Source organism: Paraflavitalea sp. CAU 1676 (assembly GCF_029223285.1).
Taxonomy (GTDB): Bacteria; Bacteroidota; Bacteroidia; order Chitinophagales; family Chitinophagaceae; genus Paraflavitalea.
The window spans coordinates 993,740-1,011,080 of sequence record NZ_JARHUJ010000001.1 but is presented as its reverse complement, the minus strand read 5'-3'; the positions used below and the strand labels follow the sequence as shown (position 1 = coordinate 1,011,080).

At 49.3% G+C, this 17,341-nt stretch carries 12 protein-coding genes; 8 read left to right on the top strand and 4 right to left on the bottom strand.

Going from position 1 to position 17,341, the window contains the following annotated elements; genetic code table 11:
• The first annotated feature begins 5 nt into the window (after positions 1-5).
• Entirely contained in the window at positions 6-3,401 is a 3,396-nt protein-coding gene (recB, locus tag P2H89_RS04060; protein WP_275825244.1) for an exodeoxyribonuclease V subunit beta, read from the top strand.
• A 71-nt stretch (positions 3,402-3,472) separates the two neighbouring features.
• Here the strand turns inward: recB and P2H89_RS04055 are convergent, their stop codons facing one another.
• Both P2H89_RS04055 and P2H89_RS04050 read right to left on the bottom strand, forming a co-directional pair.
• Positions 3,473-4,798: a citrate (Si)-synthase, eukaryotic gene (locus P2H89_RS04055; RefSeq protein WP_275825243.1), complete on the bottom strand. Its 1,326-nt coding sequence runs from the start codon at positions 4,796-4,798 to the stop codon at positions 3,473-3,475.
• A 288-nt stretch (positions 4,799-5,086) separates the two neighbouring features.
• On the bottom strand, positions 5,087-6,187 hold the full coding sequence (locus tag P2H89_RS04050) for an LptF/LptG family permease (protein WP_275825242.1): 1,101 nt from the start codon (positions 6,185-6,187) through the stop codon (positions 5,087-5,089).
• A 197-nt stretch (positions 6,188-6,384) separates the two neighbouring features.
• On the opposite strand from P2H89_RS04050, the gene P2H89_RS04045 reads away from it, so the two are divergent.
• Positions 6,385-7,122, top strand: coding sequence for a prolyl oligopeptidase family serine peptidase (locus P2H89_RS04045; protein ID WP_275825241.1), 738 nt, complete (start codon positions 6,385-6,387; stop codon positions 7,120-7,122).
• Between the two features lie 52 nt (positions 7,123-7,174).
• Here P2H89_RS04045 and tgt read toward each other — a convergent pair whose 3' ends face one another.
• Positions 7,175-8,314, bottom strand: a complete 1,140-nt coding sequence (gene tgt / locus P2H89_RS04040; protein WP_275825240.1) for a tRNA guanosine(34) transglycosylase Tgt — start codon at positions 8,312-8,314, stop codon at positions 7,175-7,177.
• Between the two features lie 229 nt (positions 8,315-8,543).
• On the opposite strand from tgt, the gene P2H89_RS04035 reads away from it, so the two are divergent.
• The 3 genes from P2H89_RS04035 (at position 8,544) to P2H89_RS04025 (ending at position 11,097) form a co-directional block, all read left to right on the top strand.
• Complete coding sequence (locus P2H89_RS04035) at positions 8,544-9,674, top strand: glycosyltransferase (protein WP_275825239.1); 1,131 nt, start codon at positions 8,544-8,546, stop codon at positions 9,672-9,674.
• The gene (rsmG, locus tag P2H89_RS04030; RefSeq protein WP_275825238.1) at positions 9,644-10,294 is read left to right on the top strand and encodes a 16S rRNA (guanine(527)-N(7))-methyltransferase RsmG; all 651 of its coding nucleotides are present in this window, start codon (positions 9,644-9,646) and stop codon (positions 10,292-10,294) included. The genes P2H89_RS04035 and rsmG overlap by 31 nt, the downstream gene beginning before the upstream one ends.
• A gap of 155 nt (positions 10,295-10,449) precedes the next feature.
• Positions 10,450-11,097, top strand: a complete 648-nt coding sequence (locus tag P2H89_RS04025; RefSeq protein WP_275825237.1) for a response regulator transcription factor — start codon at positions 10,450-10,452, stop codon at positions 11,095-11,097.
• A gap of 389 nt (positions 11,098-11,486) precedes the next feature.
• On the opposite strand, the gene P2H89_RS04020 is transcribed toward P2H89_RS04025, so the two are convergent.
• The gene (locus tag P2H89_RS04020) at positions 11,487-13,685 is read right to left on the bottom strand and encodes a hypothetical protein (RefSeq protein ID WP_275825236.1); all 2,199 of its coding nucleotides are present in this window, start codon (positions 13,683-13,685) and stop codon (positions 11,487-11,489) included.
• Between the two features lie 366 nt (positions 13,686-14,051).
• On the opposite strand from P2H89_RS04020, the gene P2H89_RS04015 reads away from it, so the two are divergent.
• The 3 genes from P2H89_RS04015 to P2H89_RS04005 all read left to right on the top strand — a co-directional run bounded on the left by P2H89_RS04015 (position 14,052) and on the right by P2H89_RS04005 (position 17,207).
• Positions 14,052-14,768, top strand: coding sequence for a LytTR family DNA-binding domain-containing protein (locus tag P2H89_RS04015; protein ID WP_275825235.1), 717 nt, complete (start codon positions 14,052-14,054; stop codon positions 14,766-14,768).
• Positions 14,769-14,791: 23 nt separating this feature from the next.
• Entirely contained in the window at positions 14,792-16,657 is a 1,866-nt protein-coding gene (locus P2H89_RS04010) for a tetratricopeptide repeat-containing sensor histidine kinase (protein WP_275825234.1), read from the top strand.
• Between the two features lie 160 nt (positions 16,658-16,817).
• On the top strand, positions 16,818-17,207 hold the full coding sequence (locus P2H89_RS04005) for a hypothetical protein (protein ID WP_275825233.1): 390 nt from the start codon (positions 16,818-16,820) through the stop codon (positions 17,205-17,207).
• Positions 17,208-17,341 lie beyond the last annotated feature (134 nt).

Below are 17,341 nucleotides of genomic sequence, written 5' to 3'. Positions count from 1 at the left end.
CACCCATGATCGAAACAAAACAATATATCGAATTCGAGGCAGCGACCGTACCGCTGGAAGACAGCAATCTCATAGAAGCAAGTGCCGGCACCGGCAAAACCTATTCAATTGCCATCCTGGTACTACGGCTCGTGCTCGAAAAGAAAATATCGGTGAAGGAGATCCTCATGGTGACCTTTACCAAGGCAGCCGTGGCAGAACTCGAAGAGCGGGTGCGCCTCTTCATCCGCACCGCCCATAAGTTTGCCGAAGGACAGGAGATCACCGACACCAACATAGCCGTCCTCGTGCAACAGGCCGTTGATCAAGCCGGTCATGAAGCAGTGTTGCAACAACTCAATGATGCAGTCCTGTTGCTCGACGAAACCTCTGTGCTCACCATCCATAGCTTTTGCCAGCAGGCCCTCAACGAATTCGCCTTCGAGACCTTCCAGCTGTTCGGTGCAGAAATGTTGCCCGACTTCACACCGGTCGTCGAAGATGAAATGAACAGGTTCTGGCGACGCAGCATCACCACCCTGCCCTTTCCCCTGCTCAGGTTGTTGTGGCACAAAGACCTCAAGGCCAATATTACCGAAGTGCTGAAGAACCATCAAAGCGGAAAGAGATACCCTGGCTTTGATGAAAACACCACCTATTCATTTGATAAGAAGATACAGGACGAGTGGCTTCAACTACTCACTGGCATGCAGCAAAACCTCGACAAGTCAACGGAAGCCCTCCATCACTATATTGCGCAAAACGCCGATCACCTGCGTACCCAGTGTGAAAGCAATACCCATGCAAAAAAAGGACTGCTACCGTTGGTTGGTGATCCCGCAGCACTGGCGGCAGCCATCGGGGAAAAGAAGACTACACAATACGTAGTAAAATTGTTCCCCGACCTTTTACAGCACCTGGCCCGTTTTGAAGCAGAAGAAGAAGCTAAAGAGAACGCCCTGCAGAACATCTACCAGCAGATCAATCACTTCGCCATACAGGAAGTAGGCAAAGGCATCGCCGCTTACAAAGAGCGGCACAATGTATTGGGATATGATGACCTCATTGGTAACCTGCACCGGGCACTGGTTGAGCGCAACAACCAGAAACTGGTAGAGGTATTACGCAAGAAGTACAAAGCGGTCTTCATCGACGAGTTCCAGGACACCGACCGGCAACAGTTCGAGATATTCGATAAAGCATTCGGCGAACACACTATACTCTTTTACATCGGCGACCCCAAGCAAAGCATCTATGCCTGGCGTAAGGCCGATATATTCACTTATTTCAAAGCAAGGGACTCGGTACAGCACCTCTATGGCATGAACCACAATTACCGGTCATCGAAACGGATGATCGAGGGCATGAACCAGTTCTTTTTGCCGCAACCCAACTTCGATACCTTCTACTTCGAGCAACAGGAAGATGTTATCAATTACATAGCGGTAGAAAGTCCGGAGAGCAATAGCAAAGGCAGCTTCTTAGCCAATCAGGAGGAAGAAGCAGCCATCACCATCTGCTCCTGTGCCAAGAGTGCTTTGTTGCTCGAGGCTGTAGCGAGGCAGGTAGCCTGGTTGCTCAACAGCGACCGTTACCTGATCGACAAGAAAGGTAATAAACGCAAACCCATCCCTACCGATATCGGTATATTGGTACGTACGGGTGCACAGGGGCGTGATATCAAACAATATCTATCCCGTCTCGGCATCCCATCGGTCACCATCGACGATGCCAAAGTATTGCAGTCGGAGGAAGCCAACTATTTGCTTTACCTCATGGAAGCGATCGCAAGCCCCGATCGTTCATCCATCAATAGGGCACTGCTCTCCCCATTCACCGGCTTCGATACGGCACAGATCCTTTCACTCGACGATGGAGTAGTACTCGAATTATTTTCAGCCTATAAGAACCGTTGGGCGCAGGATGGCATATATACGGCATTGATGCACTTCGTGTCCGACTTCAGGGTGAGGCAGGTATTGCTGTCTGCCCCGGCCGGCAATGGAGAAAGGGTCATCACCAATCTATTCCAACTCATCGAGCTGGTGCATCAGGCCGAGAACCGCAAGAACCTCTCCGCTCCCGAACTGCTTTCGTGGCTCAAGCGCGGCATCGATGGTATGACAGCCGAAGGCGATGAATACATACAACGGATGGAAAGCGATGAAGAGGCCGTGCGCATCGTTACCATCCACAAAAGCAAGGGCCTCGAGTACAATATCGTCCTGGCCCCCTTTCTTGATTTTACCGAGAACAAACGACAGGAGTTCATCAGCTTCCGTGATCCGGAAACAGGCGATTATATCGGGGCAGAAAGAAGCCGTCTCAACGAGCAACAATTGCTTTGGTATCAACAGCAGGCCGAACAGGAAAACAGGCGTTTGTTGTACGTAGCCATTACACGGGCCGTATACACCTGTTATATCTTCCGCAACCTGTATTACAAGTCCTCCACGCTGGCCACTTTTGTACAGGCACTCGCATCAGCCGATCCTTCCTTGATCGCCTTTACCGACGACGTACCGGAAGCACCATCCGGCAGCAGAAAGCAATCTATCGCCACCTCGCCGAAGTATCATCCTTCCAGGGTCAACTTTGTGCTGAAAGAAGAGCACTGGCGCAAGCTCAGTTATACCTTGCTGGCAGCTCACCAGGATCAGGCGAAGCCACCGGGTGCATTCCCCTTACCGGTCGCCTACGACAACTTTGTGTTTTATGAATTACGCAGAGGAGCCAAGACCGGTAATTTCCTCCACTTCATATTCGAGAACATCCATTTTGGAGACGACAGCCGCTGGGATAAATGGCTGGAAGAAGCGATACGACGGTTTGCACCGGGTCAGCAGGAAATGTACCAGCCGATGCTGAAGGAGATGTTGCAGCAGGTGTTGTACACGAACATCGGCGGAGAAGCCACACCGTTCACCCTCTCCGATATCGCCTGGCAGAGGAAGATGACAGAATTCGAGTTCGACTTCCCGGTACCCGGCTTTGCCCCGGAGGCATTGCACGCCCTGGCCGATGATCAATCGGCCATACTCATCCGAACCCTCTATGGATTACCGGGCAATGTGTTGGAGGGCATGATGAATGGAAAGATCGATCTGTTCTTCGAACACGAAGGGCGATACTATATCCTGGATTGGAAATCGAATTACCTCGGCAATACGCTCGCCAACTACTCGCCGGAGAGCATTGCGCAGGCAATGAATGAGCACAACTATCACCTGCAGTACCTGATCTATACTGTAGCGGTGAAGAAATACCTCGAAAGCCGCCTGGGCAGGTTCGACTACGACACCCAGTTTGGCGGCGTCGTATACCTGTTCGTGCGCGGCGTGCGCGCCAACAGCGAAACAGGCATCTTCACCCACAAACCTTCCTTCGAAAAGATACAGGCATTGGAACGCATACTGGGGTAACCCACAACAAAAACGGCTATCCATTGGATAGCCGCTTTGCAATATCATTTGTTAACGTATTACCGGTTGCATTAATCACCCCAGATCTCGTCTTCACCATTCAGCCAACGCTTCACGAGGGCCGTGGTAACCGACTTGGGTCTTTCGATCGGGAATGCCAGCGCACGATCCCAGATCAGGCTTGCCATAACACCCAGCGCACGGCTTACGCCAAACAACACCGTATAGAATTCATATTCTACCAGGCCATAGTGAACCAGCAGTGCACCACTGTGGGCATCCACGTTTGGCCAGGGGTTCTTGATCTTTCCCATTGACTGGAGGATCGGGGGAACTTCTTCATAGATGTTCCAAACTGTTTGCACCAACGGATCATTGGGCATATGCTTCTTACCGAACTCCATTTGTGCCGTAAAGCGGGGATCGGTCTTACGCAATACGGCGTGACCATAACCCGGTACTACTTTACCTTCGCTCAGGGTCTTCTTCACATATTCACCGATCTGTGCGCGGGAAGGACTTTCCGCCTTCAGCTCCTCACGCATTTCATAGATCCACTTGATCACTTCCTGGTTAGCAAGACCGTGCAGCGGACCGGCCAATCCGTTCATACCGGCAGCCAGGCTCAGGTAAGGATCGCTCAATGCAGATCCTACCAGGTGAGTAGTATGTGCCGATACGTTACCACCTTCGTGGTCAGCATGAATGGACATATACAAACGCATCAGTTCCTTGAAGCTTTCATCTTCAAAGCCCAGCATATGCGCCAGGTTACCAGCCCAATCGAGCAAACCATTAGGTTGAATATGCTGACTGTTCTTATATTTTCTGCGATAGATGTAGGCAGCAACCCGGGGTAAACGGGCAATAAGGTCCATCGCATCATCGAAGACAGGTTCCCAGTAATCTTTCTTGTTGATACCTTCCGCATAACGCTTGGCGAAATTGCTTTCGGTTTGCAGGGCCATGATACCCGTTACAAACATCGTCATGGGGTGAGCCGTTACAGGCAAAGCATCGATAGCATCAAACACGTGGCTGGGCACGTGAGAACGGCGTTGCCACATGGAGCTCAGGTCGGCAACATCAGCTTCAGCAGGCAGTTCACCGATCAGCATCAGGAAAAACAAACCTTCGGGCAGAGGCTCACTACCGCCTTTGATCTTTGGAAGCTTCTCCTGCAGTTCAGGAATGGAATAACCGCGGAAACGGATACCTTCCTGTGAGTCCAGTAAAGAAGTTTCGGTAACAAGTCCGGTAATACCACGCATACCCTGGTACACTTGTGATAATTGCACTTCACCGATCTTTTTGGTACCATGTTCTTTCAGTAGATTTTTGATCTCTACCGCTTCGCTGTCTGCTTTTGCTTTGAACCTGTCTTTTAAAGTGCCCATGATGCAACAAGATTATATATAAAAAACGTAGAATTTACAGGAGTTGGTTTCTTGGCCGCTAAAGTTAAATCAAACTCGCTCAATAGAACAAAATTAATTCAACCCTGTTGGCCCAAATGCCTGTCAAACCCCCAAATTAATAGGCTTTTAATAAAGAGTGTAATTATTTATTTTATTCTAATCCCGCCCTTATTGCTTGATTATTTCGGCTGCACAACAGTATAGCATTCCCCCTGCATTATGGTAGATGCAGAAGGTCATTGGAAGGTCAGTCAGCGTAAGCAATACTTACTTGGGAGCTGTACGGTAAAGCCAGATCGCAATGCTGCCAAAGATGATATTGGGCATCCAGGCAGCCAGCAAAGGAGGGAAATTGCCCTTGGTAGAGAAGGTAAGAGAGAACTTGTCCATCACCACGAAGATGGCCGCAGTGATGATGCCCGTTGCTAGGTGTAAACCACTGCCACCCCTTGTTTTACGCGCAGCCACCGTAGCGCCGATCAGGGTGAGGATCACTACCGACACGGGCGTAGCGTCGCGCCGGTAACGGGCTACCCGGTAATCGTTCAAGCCCTCGGTACCCCGCGCCTCTTCGGCACGGATAAAGCGGTTCAACTCGGGCGTGGTCATTTTATCTTTGAGGTACTTGTCGTACCTGATCTCATTTGGCTTAACATTCAACTTAATTGGCATCGACGGGATAGCTACCACCGTTTCCTTCAACCCATCGATCTTGCGCTCCACGGCATTCTCCAGCATCCAGCCTTTTTTACCAGTATCCCATTTGATGGTTTCGGCCCGCAGGTTATAGACCACCTGTGTTCCTTTCATACGGTCCATAAAGAAACCGCCATTGGCCGATTTGGACGACGTATCGTAGTTACGCAACCCTGCAAAAGTGGTGGAGTCGATCCTTATATAATAGTTACGGCCACGTTTACTGTACTCGCCTTGTTCATAAGAACTCTTGGAATCGATATAAGTAGCCTGGAAATTGCCATAGATAACGTTGGCCTTGGGGATCAGGTACTGCGAAGCATACCAGAAAAAGCCGCCCAGCAGGCCAGCACCGATCATATAGGGGCGCAGCATACGATTAAACCGTACACCACCTGCCAGGATCGCAATGATCTCCGAACGGCCGGCCATCTTGGAGGTAAAGAAGATCACCGCAATGAACACCATCAGCGGAAAAATCATCGACAGGATAAAGGGCACAAAACCCACATAATACTTCATGATGATCTGGTAAGTCGACAAGCCCGACTTCACAAAATCATCCGCCTTTTCACTCGTATCGATCACTACCGAGATCAGGGTAAAGATCAAAGCAATGAACAGAGTAGTAGTAAGAAATTTCTTTAATATGTACCAGTCGAGTATTTTCATAACTATGCAATGGCGTGCCCGCAATGAACGCTGGCAAATGTAGCGCAAAAATAATCAGCTCCCCGGCAAGCCGCCCCAAAATGGGCAATCTTATCACTTAATTAAGAGAGCGGCAATCAGCAACCGGATTTAGTATCTTTAAGCCTATGCTAAGATCAACATTAACCTTGCTATTGCTGTATGTAACAGCCTTATCTATGGCTCAGGACAAGAGCCTGTTTGGGAAAAAGGAATTCATCCGCAACCAGGATACCCTGCGCTACCGCCTCCTGTATCCCGAAAATTATGATGCGGCCAAAAAGTATCCGCTCATACTGGTGCTCCATGGCGCCGGCGAAAGAGGCAATGACAACGAAGCACAACTGGTGCACGGCTCCTACCTCTTCCTCGATGCCGCCAACCGCGCCAAATTCCCGGCCATCGTGATATTCCCCCAATGCCCTAAAAACGACTTCTGGGCCCGGATCGACCGCGATCCCAATCGTAAGGATTCCCTCAATGGACTCTATTATCCGTCCGACCGCCCCATCGGCACAGCCCTCGGCCTCGTAAGCCAGCTCCTCGACTCGATGGCTGCTACCGGCACCGTCAACAAACGCAAGATCTATGTAGGCGGCCTCTCCATGGGCGGCATGGGAACCTTCGAAATACTATGGCGCAAGGCCGGCTTCTTTGCCGCCGCCTTCCCCATCTGCGGCGGTGGCGATCCCGCTAAAGTGGTCACCTATGCCCGCAAATTCCCCTTATGGGTCTTCCATGGGGATAAGGACAATACCGTATTGCCATCGCATTCGCGCCGCATGGTAGATGCCCTCAAAGCAGCCAAAGCCAAAGTAAAGTACAGCGAATACCCCGGCGTAGGCCATAACAGTTGGGACAATGCCTTCAAAGAGCCCGACCTCCTGAGCTGGCTGTTCGCACAGAAAAAAAGGTAACTATAAAAAAAGAATCCCGCCGGTCTGGCGGGATTCTTTTTTAGCAGAGAGATCAAAGTCTTTGTTGCAGCACCGGCACCATCTCATTCTTCCAGCTCAGGAAATCTCCTTGCTGTATATGCTTGCGTGCTTCCTTTACCAGCCACAGGTAAAAAGCAAGATTGTGGACGCTGGCAATGGTGAGGCCCAGGATCTCTTTCGCCTTCATCAGGTGACGCAGATAAGCCTTATTATAATAATTACTCACTTCGCAATCGATACCATCATCGAGCGGAGTAAAGTCTTTCTCCCATTTCTTGTTGTCGATATTGATCACCCCTTTGGAAGTAAACAACATGGCATTGCGGCCGTTGCGGGTAGGCATCACACAATCGAACATGTCCACACCCAACGCAATACACTCCAGGATATTCCAGGGAGTACCCACACCCATCAGGTAACGGGGCTTGTTAGCCGGCAACAGGTCGCAACAGGATTCCGTAAACTCATACATCATATTATCCGGCTCACCCACGCTTAAACCACCTATAGCATTGCCGGCCGCATTTTGCGAAGCAACGAACTCACTCGAAGCTTTACGCAGGTCGGCAAACGTGCTGCCCTGGATAATGGGAAACAGGTTTTGCGTATAACCATACTTGTCGGGCGTATTGTTGAAATGCCTGAAGCAGCGGTCTAACCAGCGATGGGTAAGCTCCATCGATTTCTTTGCATAGGCGTAGTCACTCGGATAGGGCGGGCATTCATCAAAGGCCATGATGATATCGGCGCCTATGGAGCGCTGGATGTCCATCACCCGCTCCGGTGTAAACAAATGGCGCGAGCCATCGATATGCGATTGAAACACCACACCTTCTTCGGTGATCTTGCGGCTCGAGGCAAGAGAAAATACCTGGTAACCGCCGCTATCGGTCAGGATCGGCCGGTCCCATCCATTGAACTTATGTAAGCCGCCAGCCTGCTCAAATACATCCAGACCAGGCCGCAGGTACAAATGGTAGGTATTACCCAGGATGATCTGGGCCTGTACATCCTGTTTCAGTTGTTGCTGTGATACTGCCTTTACACTACCCACCGTACCAACAGGCATAAAAATAGGGGTCTCGATCTTGCCATGGTCGGTTGTAATAGTACCAGTCCGGGCTTTCGACCGCTCATCGGTCACCTCCAGTTCAAATTGTAAAACAGCCATAATGGGCCGCAAGATAAACTGGATTTAGGAATTGATGCTCAGATTTCAACAAATGTCCTCGCACTCAGGTGATTATAAACCACTTGTGTACCCGACACACCAGTCAGTCCTGGTCTGTTACGGGTATAATTGAATGCATAATTAACAGCTTGTGAAATGATTATCCCCGATTCTTAGGGTTAGTCCCGTATTTTTGTATTTTGTTCGCGTTTGACCCTAAATTGTATGTATGGCCTTTTTGTCATTAGTTAACTGGTGGCAGGTGTTGTTTTATGTGTTTTGCCTCGTAGCCTTAATTCAACTGCTTTATTATTGGATAATCTTTCAAAAGCTTGCCTGGTACAAGCCGGCCGAGAAGGTCCAGTCACAAACATATGCAGTAAGTGTAATCATTTGTGCCCGGGATGAAGCTGCCAATCTTGCCAAGAACCTGCCTGGCGTATTGGTGCAAACCTATCCCAGCACCCATGAAGTGATCGTCGTGAATCACAACAGCCAGGACGAAACACGTTACCTGCTCGAAGAGTTCCGCAAGACATTCAAGAACCTGCACATCGTCAACCTGGAGCAGGAAGCAAAAGGCATCCCCGGTAAAAAGTATCCTTTGTCTATCGGCATCAAGGAAGCCCACCATGAAATATTGCTGCTCACAGATGCAGATTGCGTGCCAGCTTCCGAAAACTGGATGCAGAAAATGCAATATGCTTATGGAAACGGAACAGAAGTAGTGTTGGGTTATGGTGCTTACCACAAACAACCCGGTATACTCAATAAGCTGATCAGGTTCGAGACCTTTCACGCAGCCTTGCAATACCTTTCATTTGCCCTGGCTGGCTTACCCTATATGGGGGTAGGCCGCAACCTCTCTTATAAGAAAGGACTGTTCTTTGCCAATAAAGGATTCTCTTCTATCAATCACGTATTGAGCGGCGATGATGACCTCTTCATCAACCGCGTTGCCAATAAGCACAATACCAGCATCATGATCGATGAAGATGCCATCACCTTGTCGGCCCCTAAGAAAACCTTTGGAGATTGGTGGAGACAAAAGAACCGTCACTTCACCACCGGTAAATTCTACAAACCCGTTCATAGATTCCTGTTGGGTCTCTATGGACTGACCCACTTCCTGTTTTACCCACTGCTCATACTCAGCGCCATTTTCTTCGATTGGCGCATCAGCCTGGGCATCTTTCTCATACGCTGTATCAGCCAGGGCATTATCTATAAAAAGTCTATGGAAAAGCTCAACGAGAAGGATCTTTTTGCCTGGTGGTGGCTGTTGGATATCTGGATGTTCATTTATTATTGCATCTTTGCGCCGGCATTATGGAAAAAGCCCAAGAAAAACTGGCATTGATCACCAAGTACTTTGGTGACTTCACGCCCACCCAACTGCAACAGTTCGGTGCATTGGAAGAGCTATATACAGACTGGAACAGCAAGATCAATGTGATCTCGCGCAAAGACATGGAAAGCCTTTACGAAAAGCATGTACTGCACAGCTTAAGCATTGCAGCTGCCTTCGAAATGGCGCCAGGCCTCGAAGTAGTAGACCTGGGTACAGGCGGCGGCTTTCCCGGCATCCCCCTGGCCATCTTTTACCCCGAAGTGCGGTTTCACCTGGTAGATAGTATCGGTAAAAAGATCAAGGTCGTACAGGCTGTTAGCGAAGCACTGGGCCTGCAGAATGTAACGAGTCAACATAGCCGCATAGAAGACCTCAAGAACCGCAAGTTCGATTACGTAGTATCAAGGGCAGTGGCGCCATTGCAAAACCTCTGGCAATGGTCAAAACCGCTGCTAAAGAAAGTATCTGCCACACAACACCGTAACCCGGGCCTCATCTGCCTGAAAGGAGGCGACTTAACAGTTGAGATAGCTGAAAGCGGTTGCAAACCAACCGTTTTAGAGATGTTCGAGATCTTTCCGGAAGAATACTTCAAAGAGAAATATCTACTGTTCGTCCCCAATACTTAACAAGTTCAGCACACCCATCGGAATCGGCACAAAGGATAACCCACATTTAGGTATATTTATATAACTAGCCTGTATAACAGCATAGTATAAGGTGAGTAGTAAAAACTACCACAAAGTGGTATTCCCCGATTCATCAAAACCCTGAACTTTGTGCCATGGATATTAGTATTTGCATAGTTGACGACAATAAAGATATCCGGTCAGCATTGGAACAGATCGTTCTAATGTCAGACGGATACCAGTTATTGGGAAGTTTTGGTTCTGCGGAAGAAGCCTTGCAACAAATCCCCTTGCTGAAGCCCGAAATTGTGTTGATGGATATTAATCTGGGTGAAGGAGAAAGTGGTATTGATTGTGTGCGGCACCTGAAAGCTGACTACCCCGAAATACTTTTCATGATGTGTACAGTGTATGAAGATGATGAAAAGATATTCGAAGCATTGACAGCCGGCGCCAGCGGGTACATCCTCAAGAAAACAGCCCCCCATAAACTGCTGGAAGCCATTCGCGAACTACAGGAAGGTGGCGCTCCCATGAGCAGCCAGATAGCCCGCAAAGTAGTGACCGCATTCCAACACAATAAACCGGCCGATAAGGTCGCAGCCGAAACCTCTACCCTGAGCGTCCTTTCCAACCGGGAAAAAGAGATCCTCGAGCTGCTCGCTAAAGGCATGTTATACAAAGAAATAGCAGCCAGCCTCTTTATCAGCCAGGAAACAGTGCGTAAACACGTATACCATATATACGAGAAGCTTCACGTTAATAACCGCGTTGAAGCGATCAATAAATTCTTTGGACGTTAATCAATAACCAGCAAGCGGCTTTGGTCATCATCAATTATAGCCATGATTACCAGGGCCGCTTTGCATTTGTATACCCTCCCCGGCCTTCCCCGCACAACAATGGTAACACCCCTTCAGCCCAAGCCACTAACCGGAATGGGTTAGCAAAAACTACCACAAAGTGGTATTGCCCCGCCACTCCATCACGTCTACCTTTGCTCCTGATCGCACCAGTCCAGCAAACATTGACCATTAAACCATATCAGAAACTTCTTCCTGTTACAACAAGTGCTTTCAGTAACAGACATTAACCAACCACCTTATCGCATTTCAAATAAAAGCCGTCCTCAAGGATACCCAAGGGACGGCTTTTGCATTTGCATTCCTATAGTCGCACTGTAGCACCCTCTTTAAGCATCGGGCTCGATGGCAAACGCTGCCGTATCACCCGAATCGTAGGGATGAACCCGCTCGCTGCCGTTCGTATGATAAGCAGTCACATACAGGTTCTCGGCAAAAGCAGCCTGCGTACACGAACCCAACAGGTTCGCCACCGTACGCGATAACTGATAGTTCGCCGGCACACCATTCACGATGATGATGTGTGAAGGCTCCGGCACCTGGCCACTAACATTCGCTGCCGCACCCGGCGTACCATTACCCTTGGTTACATTGAAATCATACTTCGCATAGTTACGTGGCTGATGCGCATCGAAACGGAACAACACCTGCCCCGGCGACAAATGATTGTAGGTCGCAAAACCACATATAGTATCAGTTGTAGTACCAGATCCGGTATCACTGCGAACGATCGCATCGAAGATCTCACAACTGGTGGCATCATTATCAATACGCAACAGGAACCGGAAGCCGATCACATTGCCCACCAGGTTGCGCACCAGGTATTCCGGATCAACCGACAAAGCCGGAATGGATTGCGGATTGGGCGGCGATGCCATCAGAGAATCAACCTGGAAAACCGACTCACTCACCGCTTGCGTATTACCTGCACTATCGGTAAGCTCCATTACGAACTCATACAAACCACCCGGCAGTCCCGAAGCATTTACACGGATAGAAGCTGTATCGTCGGTCTCCCATCTTGCACCGGCCACACCGGTAGCAACCACTGCATCGGCATTGGGTATCTTGTAGATCTTACCCGATCCCACTGTTTGATCCATCGTGAACAAACCGGTATAGAAAACCTCGGTACCCATGAAATCGCCGGGATAAGTATAAGCCTTCGACAAAGGCCCCTGTTGAAAGTCAAAGTCACCCAACGGCAGATCGCCCAGATCCTGGTTGGTAATACGACGGTACTTCCAGCGGTAGTGTGTTGTAGTGGCATTGGGGAAACCGTCGCCAAACTTCACATAGAAATCGAAGGCCTGCGTAAACGGACTCACATAATTGTTCCCCTCCACACCTGTATTATTGGTTAGGCCACGCACATCGCTGAATGGGCTCGGTGTTTGCGCCGATGCTTCATGCAGTGCGATCTTACGGATCGAAGTGCCATTGCCCACTCTTCTTACATACACGATGTCTCCTTCCAGCGGTGTGCAGGAGCAGGGCGCTACGCGGGGGTCGGTCAGGGTGATATTGATATCGGTACCACAGGCATAATCCCAGCGGGTACCGCAAGGCAGGCCCGGGTCATATACTGTTACCCAATTGCCTTCATGCAATACTTCCACTTTGATATACACATCCGGCTGATCATTGTCGAGAATAAGATACCAGGTATCGAACTTGCCATTGCAATCAGATTCAACCGTATTGATCAGTTGCTTCGAATAGAACCAGTGGTGATACAGCGGGTACAGGCAGAAATAAGGATACAGGATCCTGTAGTTAGCCGCGATCGCACTTTGTACAACCTGCAATGAGTCCGATAGCAGACTTGCCTGTACCTCATCCGGAAGGGCAGGCAACGCTTTTAACTTCAACTCATTCGATAGCTTCTGATTAGCCTTCAGCAAACGCAGCGGCAGGTTGTCTTTGATCACCGGCGTAGCCGCACGAACGATGGGTCTCGGCGGTATCGGTGGCTGGATTTCCAACTGCACCTTTTCACGCAATGTTTTCCTGAACCAATCCCGGATATCCACCACCACATAATCCGGAATATTGGGCAACACGAAATGAAACCTGTCTACCTCGTAAATGCTCACCCGGGCATGGCAAACCGCGTGCTTCTTGTTTTGCCCATCGATATTGAAGAACTTATTGAGGTGGCCCGTAATATGACAAAACCGGAAAGGGAAGAAATCGATATCGATGCCCCTGGGCACCTTGATCAACTCAACGATATTTTCCCGGTTAAACTGAAGTCCTACTTCAAATGCCTTACTCTTCAGCAAATGACGTTCAGTAAGTTGCCTGATGCCCGCTTCTTTCGAAAAGGCAGCGCCGATATACAACTTACCTCCGGCATGCAATACCTGCTTAGGAGTCTTCAATGCGACATCATACCCTTTAAAAGGCGCTTCTTCGATCACTTTACCACTACTGTCCACCACATACACATTCAACTTTTCAGGATTGGTAACACCGGCATCTTTCGAAAGCCTCACGCGTACCGGCTGGTTCGTTCTCTTATCCATAATAATTAATGTTAAAACGCTTACTCTGGGAACCCCTTTTCAGCAACCGGGGGCTTACTCTGTTAAAGGATTTTCAGCAAAACTCCTGGACCGGATCTGGCCAGACCGCGTCTTGGGTTTGCCGGGCAAACACATTCAACACAGCCGCCACTCACTTATCCAAATCTATAAGCGCCGGCCAGGCAGACTGAAATTTAGTGTACGGGTGATCGAAAAAAATGTACGAAGGGAAGCGCGGAAGCCTAACATGCACCGGACAACCCGCGGGGTTATGTCAATTATTGCTTAACTTTATGATATCCTGCCTTATATAGATCGCGTGATACGTATTTCATACACAACCCATATCCTGCTATAAAGCCTGTTATGAAAATTCTGAACTGTGTGGTCATAGATGACAATGAAATAGATAAGAGCCTGCTGGAAGCTTACCTTGCAAAGTATCCCTTTCTGAAGATCACCGGCAGCTTCTCCAATCCCGTTGAAAGCCTGGATCACTTGCAACGGGTGGAGACCGATTTGCTATTCGTCGATATCGATATGCCCGTCATCAACGGCATCGACTTCATGAAATCAACACAACATCCCGGACTTAATTGCATCTTCGTCACCGCGCATCCCGAATACGCCGCAGAAGCATTCGATGTACAGGCCGTGGATTATATACTGAAGCCCATTAAGGAAGACCGGCTCGACAGGGCCGTGCAAAGAGTGCTCGAACTGCTCGAGATAAGGTCCAAAGCCATACAATACAGCCTCTCCATCGAACAGGATTACCTGATGATCAAAGAAGGCACCACTATCAGCAAGGTCAACCTCAACGACATCGTTTACCTCGAAGCCCTTACCAATTACACCAAGGTCATTACCGCCAAAAGGAAGTACATAACACTGAATAACCTGAAGAACTTTCTCGACTTCCTGCCCCCTACCCGGTTTATGCGCATCCACAGGAGTTACGCAGTTGCCATCGATAAGATTGAAGGAATGGACAAGAACGATATCCTGATCAATCAGCAACGGCTCCCACTCGGAAAAACCTATCGCCAGGAAGTCAGGAAACGGATACAGGAAACCGGTTAACACCAAATCAGGAAAGCCAACCCATGATGAAGAACACGGCGCTCTATATACTATACAGCCTGTTGATTGAACTGCTCTGCCCCTGCCCGGTCATGGCACAATCGCTTCAGTGGGATACGGTGCTCTATCGCCAGGCCAATGAATACCGCACCAAAGGCGACTATCCGAATGCATTGACCGCATTTCGGGAGTGCTATACCAGAGCAGCAGCCGACAGGGATTCCCTGCACATGGGCAATTCACTCATTGGCATGGGCATTGTGTACGATGAACAAGGCAGCCTCGATACCGCCCTCCGATATTACTTTGATGCACTTACCATTTACCGCAACATCGACAATCCCGTCAAAACAGGTGGCACCCTTAAGAATATCGGCAACGTGTACCGCGTGCTTAAGCACTACGACAAAGCAGCAGATTACCTGCAGCAGGCCCTCGCTATACAAAAAGGCCAGCGCGACTCCATCCGCATTGGCAATGTGCTCAACGACATCGGTCTTGTATACATGGATCAGGACAGCAATGCCATCGCCAAACAATACTTTGGACAGGTCATCAACCAATATGGGCGCGCAGTCAACAAAGAGATCAAAGCCTACGTCTACAATAACCTGGGCATCATCGCGGCCAATGAAAAGCAATACAGCCAGGCTCAATCCTATTATCGATCCGGATTGGCCCTAATGCAGGAGCTGGGGAAGAAATATGGCATTGCCCTGATACTCGACAATATGGGCGACGCCTGGTTCGAAGCCGGCGATTACCGGCAGGCACTGGGCTATTATAACCAAAGTCATGAACTGGCCCGCTCCATCAATACCAACGAATTATTAAGAAGCGTGTACGATGACTATGCCAAACTGTACAGCAAAACAGGAGATTACCGGAAAGCCTATGATTACCTTGGCCTGTCCAGCAAACTGAAAGACACCGTTTACCAGGAAGAAAGCAGGAAAGCTTACGCAGAAATGAGCGCGCGGTACGAAACCGAAAAGAAGCAAACCCGCATACAATTGCTGGAACGCGACTACAAGATCGCCAACATTGAGCTGGTAGCGCAACGGCGCGCCAAGTATCTATTCCTCCTCACCAGTGCACTGATCCTCTTGCTGGCGGTGTTGATGTACAGAAGTTATCTTACCCGTAAAAAAGCCAACCAACAACTCAACCTGCTCAATAAACAACTCACGGAAGCCAACAGCTCCAAAACAAAAATACTGGGCATCATCAGCCATGACCTGCGCAGTCCCGTCAGCAGCCTGTTCCATTTCCTGCAACTAAAAAAAATACGCAAAGGACAGCAGGATCCTAAAGAACAGGAAGCGTTTGACCAAAAAATAAGCCAGTCGGCAGAGAATCTGCTCGAGACGATGGAAGACCTGCTCATTTGGTCCAAGTCTCAAATGGAACAATTTGAACCAGTGATGGAAAACCTGGATGTAGAAGACATCTTTGACGAGATCATAGACCTGCACACTACAGCAGCCGCCAACAAGCAGATCAGGTTATTAAAAGATCAAATACCCTATTTGGAAATCCATACAGACCCCAATTTCGTAAGGATCATATTACGCAACCTTGTCAGCAATGCCATCAAATTTACACCGCCTCATGGCACCGTTACATTGTCCGCTTCCCGTGAAAACAATTTGATCCTGCTCCATGTAAGCGATTCGGGACCAGGTATTAGTCCTGCCGATATCAACAATATTTTTGAATGGAATAGCATCCGGAGCGATTCATCGGGCCTTGGCCTTAAACTGGTCCGCGAATTCACTGAGCGATTGTCGGGACAACTGACCGTTGTCTCCGGCAACGGGAAAGGCGCCGAATTCACCGTAGGGCTGCCAGCAAAGCAGTCACCAGTGAGTGCAGCAGTACTAAAGTGAGGAGGATACACCTTTGCCCTTTCCGCCACCAGGCAGCCGAGGTGGCATTGGTGTATATTTTGAGGCTGTTCCTACATCAGATTTGAAGGGGCCATGCGGTCTGTCATAGCTTTGGCAGGTAGCATTACAACCATTTTATCAACTCACCAAATACCATCATATGCACAACAGAATCGGGCCGGTAGTACTCTTTTTAACGACAGCATGTATGCTGATCTTCGCATCGGCCTGCAAAGAGACCGGGCAGGATGTAAAAGTCCAGATCAACCTTTCGCTCACCGGAGGATCCGGAGGAGGAACCGGCGGCTCCTCGCGCGACACCACGCTTACCGTAACCGGCAAAATGTCGGATGGCGTAATCAAGGTCGACCTGCCGGTAAAATGCCCCCGCGACAGAAAATTGTACCAGTTGGAATTAACACCCGAGTACGATTATAAAACAACGAGAATGCAGCGTTATGTAAAGATGTCGTCCGATACCGGAGGATCTTCGCCCGACACCCTGTACTATAAGTCTCCGAAAGACGGCAAAGTTGATGATCGTGATTAAAACTGTATGCAGTTACAACGTGCAATTGCAGTATCCCTCCTAACCTTCCTTTTCTTCCCTGCCAGCAGGTGAGCGCTTACTCACCTGCATTCACCACCACCTAACACTGCCCGCCTACCCCGCGGGAAACTGGC

Bases quoted from the DNA above. Each gene is read 5' to 3' on its own strand.
- P2H89_RS04050 (WP_275825242.1), bottom strand. From the start codon at position 6,187: ATGAAAATACTCGACTGGTACATATTAAAGAAATTTCTTACTACTACT.
- recB (WP_275825244.1), top strand. From the start codon at position 6: ATGATCGAAACAAAACAATATATCGAATTCGAGGCAGCGACCGTACCG.
- tgt (WP_275825240.1), bottom strand. From the start codon at position 8,314: ATGGCTGTTTTACAATTTGAACTGGAGGTGACCGATGAGCGGTCGAAA.
- P2H89_RS04020 (WP_275825236.1), bottom strand. From the start codon at position 13,685: ATGGATAAGAGAACGAACCAGCCGGTACGCGTGAGGCTTTCGAAAGAT.
- P2H89_RS04025 (WP_275825237.1), top strand. From the start codon at position 10,450: ATGGATATTAGTATTTGCATAGTTGACGACAATAAAGATATCCGGTCA.
- P2H89_RS04055 (WP_275825243.1), bottom strand. From the start codon at position 4,798: ATGGGCACTTTAAAAGACAGGTTCAAAGCAAAAGCAGACAGCGAAGCG.
- rsmG (WP_275825238.1), top strand. From the start codon at position 9,644: ATGGAAAAAGCCCAAGAAAAACTGGCATTGATCACCAAGTACTTTGGT.
- P2H89_RS04035 (WP_275825239.1), top strand. From the start codon at position 8,544: ATGGCCTTTTTGTCATTAGTTAACTGGTGGCAGGTGTTGTTTTATGTG.
- P2H89_RS04005 (WP_275825233.1), top strand. From the start codon at position 16,818: ATGCACAACAGAATCGGGCCGGTAGTACTCTTTTTAACGACAGCATGT.
- P2H89_RS04015 (WP_275825235.1), top strand. From the start codon at position 14,052: ATGAAAATTCTGAACTGTGTGGTCATAGATGACAATGAAATAGATAAG.
- P2H89_RS04010 (WP_275825234.1), top strand. From the start codon at position 14,792: ATGATGAAGAACACGGCGCTCTATATACTATACAGCCTGTTGATTGAA.
- P2H89_RS04045 (WP_275825241.1), top strand. From the start codon at position 6,385: ATGGCTCAGGACAAGAGCCTGTTTGGGAAAAAGGAATTCATCCGCAAC.